The organism is Selenomonadales bacterium 4137-cl, from assembly GCA_032334055.1.
Taxonomy (GTDB): Bacteria; Bacillota; Negativicutes; order Sporomusales; family UBA7701; genus Anaeroselena; species Anaeroselena agilis.
Genome location: JAUOZS010000001.1, coordinates 4349669 through 4359474, shown reverse-complemented (window position 1 = coordinate 4359474; position 9806 = coordinate 4349669). Strand labels below are relative to the sequence as shown.

The following is a 9806-nucleotide window of genomic DNA, read 5'->3' as shown; positions in this document are numbered from 1 at the left end:
CATCAAACCTAATCAGAAATGGGTAACGGATGTTTCCTATATCCAGACGCCGCAGGGAACCTTGTATCTATCCATGATTCGCGACCTGTTTGACAACAGTATTGTCGCCTACCAGACTGGAACCGAGCAGTCGGTCAACCTGGTTCTGCGAACCGTTCGGCAAGCCAAGGCAAAAGAAGCGGTCACTGCAGAGTTGCACCTCCACAGTGACCAGGGGTTTCAATACACTTCCCAGGCATATTTCACCCTAACTCAAAATTACGGCATTACTCCGTCCATGTCAAGGCGGGGAAACTGCTATGACAACGCGCCGGCAGAAAACTTCTTCAGCATCCTTAAGACCGAGTGTATCCGGCGGCATAAGCCAAAGACGGTCGATCAGGCGCGTCAGCTTATTGATAACTACATTTTTTTCTACAACCACGAGCGTATTCAACTCAAAACAAAACTGACGCCGCTCGAAAAACGACGCCAGTTTGCGTAATCTCATCTAATCCTACGATAGGGCTTTTTATCTGTGTCCATTGGCCGGGGTTCAGTGCCGGGGCCGGGGCTTTTGAGGTGCGAGGGTCAGATGCCGCGGCGACGGGAGCGCAGATAGAGGCCGGCGGCGGCAAGGAGGGCGGCGACGACGGCGGCGGTGTAGAGGGAGCCGGCGAGAGCGCCGCCGAGGCAGGTGAAGGCTACGGCGCCGGGGATGCTGCCGAGCAGTGTGGCGCCGAGGTAGGGACGGAAGGAGACGCCCGCGAGGCCGGCGAGGAAGCTGACGGCGTCCCAGGGGAGGACGGGGGCGAGGCGGAGCAGCATGATGGCCTTGAAGCCGCTAAACGCCTGGTGGTCGAGGACGGCCGCCGGCAGCCACGGGCAGGCCCGCCGCAGCCGGTCGCGGCCGAGCAGGCGGGCGGCGGCGAAGCACAGGGTGGCTCCGAGGACGGTGCCGATGACGAGGTAGACGGCGCCCCACAACGGGCCGAAGGCGAAGCCGCCGGCGACGCCGAGGACGATGGCCGGGAAAAAGAAAAACGGCCGGACGGCGTTGCCGAGGATGTAAAGGCACGGGCCCCAGTATCCCAGGGAGGCGAGTGTGTCGCCGATGATCTCCGGCCTGAACCGTTCGATGCCGTAGCCGTATACGTATAACATTCCCAGGGCGGCGAAGCCGGCGAGGCAGAGGCCGGCCGGGTGCCCGAGCGCGGTGTGGCTGTAGTGTCTCACAAGTGTTAATTATACGGCGGCCCCCGGGAGGTGTAAAGGAAAATATCGCCGGTGGCGCTTTATTGCGGCTTGACGATGGTTATTTTTTTGATGACGACGTCGGTGATGGGTTTGTCGCCGGGGCCGGTTTTGACTTTGCCGATCGCCCGGACGACGTCCATGCCTTCGACGACCTTGCCGAAGACGGCGTGTTTGTCGTCGAGCCACGGGGTGGGCACGAGGGTGATGAAGAATTGCGAGCCACCGGTGTTGGGGCCGGCGTTGGCCATCGAGAGGACGCCTTCGGAGGCGTGGCGCAGGTTTTTGGTGAACTCGTCGGGGATGGTGTAGCCGGGACCGCCGGTGCCGTTGCCCTTGGGGTCGCCGCCCTGGATCATGAAGCCGTCGATGACGCGGTGGAAGATCAGGCCGTTAAAGAAGCCTTTGTCGGCGAGAGTGATGAAGTTTTTGGCGGTGACGGGCGCTTTGTCTTCGAAGAGTTCAACCTTGAAGGTGCCCATCGAGGTTTCGAAGGTGGCTTTGCTGTTGGTCGGGGAGCTTACGTTGACGGCGGCGGGGGCCGCCTTTTTGTCCGGCTGGGCCGGCGGCTGCGGGGCCTTGGCGGCGCACCCGGGCAGGAGCAGGGCCAGGCAGGCCGCGAGGGCCAGGATGGTCGACAGGGTTTTGTTCATTGTTAATTCCTCCATTCGGCTGGGTATGTGCAGCCAGGTAAGATTATACCAGATTTGCCGCCCATCTAGTAGGGGGTTTCGCCGATGTGGCGCATCCTGGTTATACGGAGCAGGACGAGCAGCCGCCAGCAGGCGGCGTACAGCCGCCACCACAGGCGGCGCTCGCTGCACGCCAGCCAGACTTTGAGCCTGTTGCCCAGTTTCGGACGGGCAGGCAGGGCGGCGGCGATCTCCCGTCCCCAGCCGTCCGCCAGCAACAGTCTCGCCGCGGGCAGGTCGCCCCATTTGATCAGCTTGTACACCAGCCGGAATTTTTCGTGTCTCAGCCGGTCGTCGAAGGCTTTGAGAGCGGTCTCCCGGATGCCGCCGCGGCAGTTGAGGCGGGCGAACTCCCTGGCCCGTTCCAGACCGTGGATATCCTGGACGAACACTTGCCACCGCCAGGTACGGTTGGTCGCCGATCCGGGACGCAGACGGTAGATGCTCAGCACCTCAGGCACATAACAGGCCGGGGTTATCGCCAGCACCTTGTTGCGAAACTCGGAATCCTCGCCGAAGGTACAGCCGGGGGTGAACCTTATTGTTTCGCCCAACAGCGCTTTCCTGACCATAAAGGCGCCGATGAACACCCATATCCGATTGGTTACGCAGTCGGCGAGAAAGGCGTCGCTAACCGCCTCCCGGGCACCCGGGTTATTGACGATATGGCGCTTGTCCCGGCCGGCGGAACCCAGGACGGTGTGGGCACAAAAGCCGGCGCCCGTCCCGTTGGCTTCCAGCCTGGCGAGCATTGTCGCGAGGAAGGGCGGATACCAAAGGTCGTCGCCGTCGAGAAACGCCAGCCACTCGCCCCGCGCCCTGGCGATGGCCGCGTTGCGGGCGGCGGCGGCCCCGGCGCCGGCCTGGGAGATGCGAACGATGCGCGGGTCCCGGGCGGCGAAGGAGTCGATTACGGCGCCTGTGCCGTCGGTTGAGCCGTCATCGACAATAAGCAGTTCCCAGGCGGAAAATGTCTGACGGCTGACCGCGTGAATGCTGGCGGAAATATACTCTTCCAGGTTATAAACCGGCATGATAACCGACACTTTCGGGTCCAGACAGATCAGCCTCCCTTAGACGCTCCTCTGCGGAGGGGGGTTTTGTCGCACCGGGTCGCCAAAAAACCTCTTTTCGTCGAACGATTCAGGGTTTGCCTGGTTCAATTATAGGGTATAATCGTATTATATGTAAATATTTTACATTTATTCAAGGGAGGTGTTATTATCGCACCCTTGGTTTCGATCATCATGCCCGCCTACAACGTGCAGGAGTATATCGCCGCGAGCATCGAGTCGGTGATCGCGCAGACTTATGTAGACTGGGAGCTCATCGTCGTCAACGACGGCTCAACCGACGGCACGGAGGATGTGGTTTTGTCGTACGCCCGCAAGGAGCCGCGCATAGTGTATTACAGGCAAAGCAACCAAGGCGCCGCCGCCGGCCGCAATAAGGGGCTCGCGATGGCGGGCGGCAGGCTGGTCGCCTTTTTGGACGGCGACGACCTGTGGCATCCCCTGTTTCTCGCCAAGGTGGCGGCGGCCTGGCAAGCGGCTGGGGCGGGGGTGGCGTTCTCCGACCACGAGCGGCTGTTTGCCGACGGCCGCCGGGAGATCAACCGCAACAAGCTGTACGCGGAAAAGGGGCTTATCGCGGGCGATATTTATATGGACACCGTTACCTGGCAGGTCTGGATGCACCTTGGCGCGATGCTGATGCCGAAAGAGCTGCTGACCGGCAACGGCATCGACTTCACCGCCGGATGCCTGATGTGGGAGGATGTGGAGTTCCAGCTCAAGGTGCTGGCGGTGGCGCGGGTGACGCATGTTCCCGAGGTGCTGATGGCTTACCGGGAGCGGCCCGGTTCGACGACGCGAAAGTTGTGGCGCTGGGAAACGTACGTCCATCAGGTCTATGCCGTGGAGAGGGTACTGGCTTTTATCGGCGATGTTTTCCCCGCCGACCGGCGGAAGGCGTTTGCCGCCACCCGGCGACTGGTCGATTTTGAATGTTACCGCTTTTTGTACAAAATGCTGAAGATCGGCCGTTATGCGGACATGCTCGGGCTTATGGACGCGCATGGCTGGGATAGCAGGGTCCGCAGGGTAATAGCGGGCGATTTGGGCTTCAGGCACAGAATCAGGGCCTGGCTCGTCGTGTGCGGCTTGCCGCAGGTCTGGCGGGCCATCGCGCTCGTCTGGCGGCTGCTACTCGTTTTCCGGCCGAAAGACCAGCTTCGCGCCGGATAAACAAAAAAAAGCCACTTAGGTGGCTTTTTTTGTTGCGTGGGTTACCGGGGGCGGTAGTATCTGTCGACGAGGGCGGTCGCCAGGCAGGCCGAGGAGTCGACGAGCGGCAGCGGCGACACCGCGCCGTCGGCGACGACGTTGAGGTCGGTGCAGGCGATGACGGCCGCGTCGGCGGCGGCGCTTACGTCGCGGACGAGCGCGTCCCAGCGGGCTTTGGCCTGCGCGGCGTCCCGGCCGCTTTTTATCAGCTCGAGGATGGCGGCGGTTTCCGCCTGCCAGCGGGGCGCGAGCACGGATTCCCTCCCGGCGTGCGCCAGCCCTTGCTGGTAGATGCCGGCTTCGAGGGTGGCGGCCGTCGCCAGGACGGCGATCCGGCCGGCGTCCGCCGGGAGGGCGGCGACGGTTTCGGCGACCATGTTGAGGACGGGGACGGGTACCGCCTCCTGGATTGAACCGAAGTATACGTGGGCGAGGTTGCAGGGGACGGCGAGGTAGTCGACGCCGCAGGCGGCGAGCCTGGCGGCGCCGGCGACGATGGCGTCGCGCAGGGCGGCGTGGTCGACGGGGCGGTCGAGGTAGAACGGGGTCGGGCAGGAGTAGATGAGCATCGGCGGGAAGTCGCTGTCGTGCCTGGCGCCGTGGCGGCGCTGGCACAGGTCGACGACTTTGTCGATGAAGGGGGCGGTGGATTTAGGCCCCATGCCGGCGAGGATGCCGATCATATTTATTCCCCTTCTCAATCAGTACTGCGTTTTGTCGGTCTTTTGCTTCCAGAGGGCGAAGGGCCTGTCGTCGCCGGAGCCGGGACGATGTTCCATGGCGACCTGCAGCACTTTGGCTTTGCCCTGGATGACCTCGTAGATGTAGCTGTCGTCGAAGCCGGCGTTGGCGGCGTCGTAGCGGGTGGCGCCGTAGACGACTTTGCGCAGCTTGGCCCAGTGGATGGCGCCAAGGCACATGGGGCACGGCTCGCAGGAGGCGTACAGCACACAGTCGGAGAGGTCGAAGCGCCCGAGCAGGGCCGAGGCTTTGCGGATGGCCTGGACCTCGGCGTGGGCGGTGGGGTCGTGGGTGAGCAGCACCTGGTTGTGGGCCCGGACGAGGATTTTGCCATCCTTGACGATCACCGCACCGAAGGGTCCCCCCTCCCCTTTCCCGACTCCGTTTACCGCTTCGTCGATCGCCGTTTGCATGAATTCGTCCTCGCCTGCCGCTGCGGCCTCGGCCGATGATGGCACAGCCGCCACGCACAGCAGGGCGACAAGAGCGGACAGCAACCACAGTTTCATCGCAATACCCCCTGACAAAGTTCGCTATTATTGTATGTACTATGCCGGGGCGGGAAATCCTGCCGGCGGCTGTAACGCGACCGGCGGGGAGGTCTTTATGCGGGGCGGCGGGCAGGGCCGCCTTCTTCGCGCCGCAACCGCATCCAAGTAGTTGTGGCGGATAACTTTACAATATATTATAATTATGGTAGATTCGCTATAACTTTTGTCGTAAATTATGGAATAAAATATTGTTTTGCGGGGGTGGGGACGATTTGGCGGCAGTAAAAAGATCGCTACGGTCGCTCATCATTATCTCGTTCATCGCGCTGATGGTGGCAACGATCGGCCTCATCGGCTATTTCGCCTTTGCCAACTGGCATTCTTCCACCGAGCGAATGGTGTCCGAGCTGCAAAACAATACCAACCGGGTCATCCTTAGCCGCATCGAGGGCTTCATAAGCGCCACCGAGCATGTGAACGGCGCGAACCGTAACCTGGTCGGCCGAAAGGTGATCGCCATGGGCGACCGGCGCGAGCGGGCGCAGTATTTCGCCAGCGTGCTGCAGGCAACCGATGAAGATGTTTACAGCTTCACTTACGGCATGGAAAACGGCGAATTTTACGGGGCGCGCCGCAACGCCAGGGGCGAGATCGAGGTGTACGAGAACAACGCGGCGACCGGCGGCAGAACCCGCTACTACGCCACGACGCCCGGGCTTGAAACCGGAAGCTTCGTTAACGAGACCGGGTTATTCGACCCGCGCACCAGGGATTGGTACAAAATCGCCAAAACGACGGGGAGACCGGTATTCTCGCCTATCTATAAGCATTTCGTGATGGACGATCTGGCGATTTCGGCGGCCTGCCCGATTTATGGCCGCGACGGCGCTCTCGCGGGGGTGCTGGGTACGCACATAACGCTGTCGAGGCTGAACGGTTTCCTGCGCGAGGCCGTGCAGGACCAGCACGCGATCGCCTATATCGTGGAGAAGGACAGCGGCTATCTGGTGGCTAATTCGCTGGGCCGGCCGAATTTTTCGTCCCGGTGGGACGGTATCGGGAGGGTCGCGCTCGGAGAAGGCGACAACCCGGCCGTTGTCGCCGCCTGGCGCCGGTCGCTGGCGGCACCGGGGGCCGCCGCGCCAACGTCGCCGGATAAGGACGGGCTGCTTGTCAAGGTGACCGGGTACAACCGGGACGGTCTTAACTGGCTGATCATAACGGCCATCCCCCAAGAACCGTTCATGGCCGGGTTCGAGAAGAGCCTCCGGTTTTCGCTGCTTATCGCCGCGCTCGCCATTGTGCTGGCTGTCCTGATTTACGCGAAAAGCACGGCAATCGTCTTCAGGCCGGTGTATGACCTGATAAGGACGACGGAGAGGTTTTCGGCGGGCGATTTCTCCGAGCGCGCCCAGGTGGTGCGCAAGGACGAGATCGGCCGGCTGTCCCTCGCTTTCAACCGGATGGCGGACCAGATCGACGCCCTGATCCATACGCTGGAGGAGCGGATCGCAGAACGCACGCGGGAGCTGCAGGAAACGGTGCGGCAGCTTAGGGACAGCGAGGACGATATCCGCCTGCTGCTCGATTCGACCGCGGAGGCGATCTACGGCATCGACCTTGACGGCAACTGCACGTTCTGCAACGCCAGCTGCCTGCGGATGCTGAAGTACGACAGCCAGGAGGAACTGATCGGAAAGAATGTTCATAACCAGCTCCATGCCCGGTGCAGCGACGACACCCCGATAACGGCGGAGGAATGCCGGATATTGCAGACGCTGCGCAGCGGCGAGCGCGTCCACGCCACGGACGAGGTTTTCTGGCGGTCGGACGGCACGTTTTTCCCGGTGGAATATTTCTCTTACCCGCAGTATCGCGACGGCCGGGTCGTCGGCGTGGTGGTGACGTTCTTCGATATCTCCGAGCGCAAGAAGTCGGAGGCCGAGGTCGCGTACCTGAGCCACCACGATCAACTGACCGGACTTTATAACCGCAGGTTTTACGAAGGCGAGCTGCTGAGGCTCGACACGCCGGACAATCTGCCGATGACGATCGTGGTGGCCGATGTCAACGGCCTGAAGCTGGTCAACGATTCGCTGGGGCACACCGTGGGGGATGAGCTGCTGGTGAAGGCGGCCGCCGCGCTGTCCAGGGGCTGCCGCAGCAGCGACCTGGTGGCCAGGCTCGGCGGCGACGAGTTCGTCATTCTCCTGCCGCGTACTACTCCCGCCGCGGCCGAGCGGATCATCAGGCGCATCAAGAATATCGCCGCCCGGGAGACGGTGGGCTCGGTAACCGTGTCGCTGTCGTTCGGCTATGGCACCAAAATGGCCGCGGAGGAGGATATCGAGGAGGTCTTCAAAAAGGCCGACGACCAGATGTACCGCAATAAGCTGTTCGAGAGCCCGGATATCCTGGGGAAGACGATTGACACGCTTATTAAGAATCTGCATGAGAATAACGCTATGGAGGAGTCGCACTCGCGCAGGGTCGCCGACCTGTGCAGGCGGATGGGCGAGGCTCTCGGCCTGGCGCCCGGCGATGTCGACGAACTGGGCAATCTCGGTCTGCTGCACGATATCGGCAAGATCGCCGTCGCCGACGATATCCTGAGCAAGCCGGGCAAGCTGACGGACGACGAGTGGGCGGTGGTTAAGCGCCATTCGGAGATCGGGTATCGCATTCTGAGCACGGTCAATCATTTGTCGGAGCTGGCGGATTACGTGCTTGCCCACCACGAGCGCTGGGACGGCGGCGGCTATCCCAAAGGGCTGCGGGGGGCGGAGATCCCGCTGCCGGCCCGGATTATCCACATCGCCGACGCCTATGAGGCGATGACGGGCTATCGCAGCTACCGCCCGACGATGACGGAGGAGGCGGCGGTGGCTGAGCTGCAGCAGGGCGCCGGGCGGCAGTTCGATCCCGCGCTTGTCGAGATTTTCGTCGAGAAGGTGCTGGGAAAGCCGGCCTAGAGATAAGCAGGTAATATGAGGACCAGCAGGCGGTCCCGCCCCCTAGCAGGGGCGGGACCGCTTTCATTGTAACAGATTAACCGAGCTTTTTCTTGAAGCCCCGGTGGGCGCCGGCCGGGTAGCCGGCGGCGGCGTAGAAGGCGCAGGCGTCCGGCCTGTCGGCTTCGGTGACGAGGATGGCCTGGCCGCAGCCGCGTTCGGCGGCGCGTTTCTCGAGGGCGGCGAGGAGCGCTTTGCCGATGCCGCAGCCGCGGCGGGGGGCGTCGACGATCATGTTTTCGACGACCAGGAAGGGCCGGCAGGGTCCGTAAAGCTCCCCGCACACGACGCCCATGACCGAGCCGACGAGGCGGCCGTCAAGGACGGCGCCGAGGAAGAGGTGCGAGCCGGCGGCGGCCAGCCGCCGGAACTGGGCGCGCATGGCGGCGGGGTCGGATTCCTCGCCCCAGAACTGCTTATAAAGACCGGCCAACGCCGGGATGTCGTCCTCGGTCAGCGCCCGGATTTCCATGTGTATCTCCTCCCCTGCTGGCGGTTTTTTCAGAGGCTGAAGCGGCAGGATACGCCCTTGCAACCGTGGGTGGTGTCCTTGATGTGAAAGCAGCGCACATGGCTGAGCGGCAGCCGCACCCGGCACAGTTCCTTGAGGAACTCCGCCCCGGCGAGCACGGCGGTGCGGACACTTTGCTTGCAGCAGCCCGACCCCCCGCAGTCCGCGATGGCGGCGAGGGCGGCGTTGGCGGCCCGCATGGCGAGGGTGCGCTCAACGTCTTTGGCGCAGGAAGCGTCGAGGAGGATGCTGACGAACGCGCCGACTCCCATGCCGGCGCCGCAGGCTCCATGGTTGGCGCAGGTGCAGGCTGGTATTTGCTGCATGCGCCTGATGCCTTCGCGGATGTCGGCGTCCGTGATGGTGCGCGCGGCACCGCCGGGCAGGGGGATGGGGCCGTGGTTGCGGGCGGCGGCCATCAGCGCGGCGGCGACGATGGCGTGGTGCTCGGCCCCGAGCGACGGGAGGAAGGGACCGCGGAGGAGCGCCTCGGCGATGGCCATCGGGTCGGCGCCGGCGGCGGCAAGAGCCGTCTCTTCGAGGAAGTCGTTGAAGCCTGCTCCGTGGCAGTCTTCGCAGACGTAATGGCCTGCGGGACAGTACACGGAGGCGGCGAAGGTCCGGCCGCAGTAGTTGCAGGCTATCTCCGCGGCGTGGGTCCTGTAGACCAGTTTGCCGCCGCAGACCATGCAGTTTTCCAGGTGGCGTTCGTCGTGCCGACCGGCACGGTTCTCTTCTTGGGGCGTTCAGCAGTTTCTGACGGCAGTTTCTTCGTTCACGAGCTAGCCTCCCTGTTGGCGGAGTTTTTTCATAGGTATTCTAGGCTGTGCGGCTGTATTCCT

Annotated in this window: 10 protein-coding genes; 3 read left to right on the top strand and 7 right to left on the bottom strand. The window is 62.9% G+C overall.

Translation table 11 applies throughout. The features are described 5' to 3' along the window. The coding region (locus tag Q4T40_22310) for an IS3 family transposase (protein ID MDT8903976.1) at positions 1-484 on the top strand (484 nt) is incomplete at its 5' end. 86 nt (positions 485-570) lie between these two features. Here the strand turns inward: Q4T40_22310 and Q4T40_22305 are convergent. The 3 genes from Q4T40_22305 to Q4T40_22295 form a co-directional block, all read right to left on the bottom strand. After that, positions 571-1215, bottom strand: a complete 645-nt coding sequence (locus Q4T40_22305; GenBank protein ID MDT8903975.1) for a VTT domain-containing protein — start codon at positions 1213-1215, stop codon at positions 571-573. A 59-nt stretch (positions 1216-1274) separates the two neighbouring features. Continuing rightward, entirely contained in the window at positions 1275-1886 is a 612-nt protein-coding gene (locus Q4T40_22300; GenBank protein ID MDT8903974.1) for a peptidylprolyl isomerase, read from the bottom strand. 65 nt (positions 1887-1951) lie between these two features. Beyond that, positions 1952-2971, bottom strand: a complete 1020-nt coding sequence (locus tag Q4T40_22295; GenBank protein ID MDT8903973.1) for a glycosyltransferase family A protein — start codon at positions 2969-2971, stop codon at positions 1952-1954. Between the two features lie 186 nt (positions 2972-3157). Between Q4T40_22295 and Q4T40_22290 the strand changes: the two genes are divergently transcribed. Beyond that, complete coding sequence (locus tag Q4T40_22290) at positions 3158-4171, top strand: glycosyltransferase family 2 protein (GenBank protein MDT8903972.1); 1014 nt, start codon at positions 3158-3160, stop codon at positions 4169-4171. 41 nt (positions 4172-4212) lie between these two features. Here the strand turns inward: Q4T40_22290 and Q4T40_22285 are convergent, their stop codons facing one another. Together Q4T40_22285 and Q4T40_22280 are read right to left on the bottom strand one after the other, a co-directional pair. Then, on the bottom strand, positions 4213-4893 hold the full coding sequence (locus tag Q4T40_22285) for an aspartate/glutamate racemase family protein (GenBank protein ID MDT8903971.1): 681 nt from the start codon (positions 4891-4893) through the stop codon (positions 4213-4215). An 18-nt stretch (positions 4894-4911) separates the two neighbouring features. Further along, complete coding sequence (locus Q4T40_22280) at positions 4912-5460, bottom strand: nucleoside deaminase (GenBank protein MDT8903970.1); 549 nt, start codon at positions 5458-5460, stop codon at positions 4912-4914. A 254-nt stretch (positions 5461-5714) separates the two neighbouring features. On the opposite strand from Q4T40_22280, the gene Q4T40_22275 reads away from it, so the two are divergent. Beyond that, positions 5715-8414: a diguanylate cyclase gene (locus Q4T40_22275; GenBank protein MDT8903969.1), complete on the top strand. Its 2700-nt coding sequence runs from the start codon at positions 5715-5717 to the stop codon at positions 8412-8414. Between the two features lie 76 nt (positions 8415-8490). Here the strand turns inward: Q4T40_22275 and Q4T40_22270 are convergent, their stop codons facing one another. Beyond that, on the bottom strand, positions 8491-8925 hold the full coding sequence (locus tag Q4T40_22270) for a GNAT family N-acetyltransferase (GenBank protein MDT8903968.1): 435 nt from the start codon (positions 8923-8925) through the stop codon (positions 8491-8493). A gap of 29 nt (positions 8926-8954) precedes the next feature. After that, on the bottom strand, positions 8955-9653 hold the full coding sequence (locus tag Q4T40_22265; GenBank protein ID MDT8903967.1) for a DUF5714 domain-containing protein: 699 nt from the start codon (positions 9651-9653) through the stop codon (positions 8955-8957). Positions 9654-9806: the final 153 nt, after the last annotated feature.

What these genes read in the sequence shown, in the direction of transcription:
- Q4T40_22300 (MDT8903974.1), bottom strand. Translation starts at nt 1,886, where the DNA reads ATGAACAAAACCCTGTCGACCATCCTGGCCCTCGCGGCCTGCCTGGCC.
- Q4T40_22285 (MDT8903971.1), bottom strand. Translation starts at nt 4,893, where the DNA reads ATGATCGGCATCCTCGCCGGCATGGGGCCTAAATCCACCGCCCCCTTC.
- Q4T40_22280 (MDT8903970.1), bottom strand. Translation starts at nt 5,460, where the DNA reads ATGAAACTGTGGTTGCTGTCCGCTCTTGTCGCCCTGCTGTGCGTGGCG.
- Q4T40_22270 (MDT8903968.1), bottom strand. Translation starts at nt 8,925, where the DNA reads ATGGAAATCCGGGCGCTGACCGAGGACGACATCCCGGCGTTGGCCGGT.
- Q4T40_22265 (MDT8903967.1), bottom strand. Translation starts at nt 9,653, where the DNA reads ATGGTCTGCGGCGGCAAACTGGTCTACAGGACCCACGCCGCGGAGATA.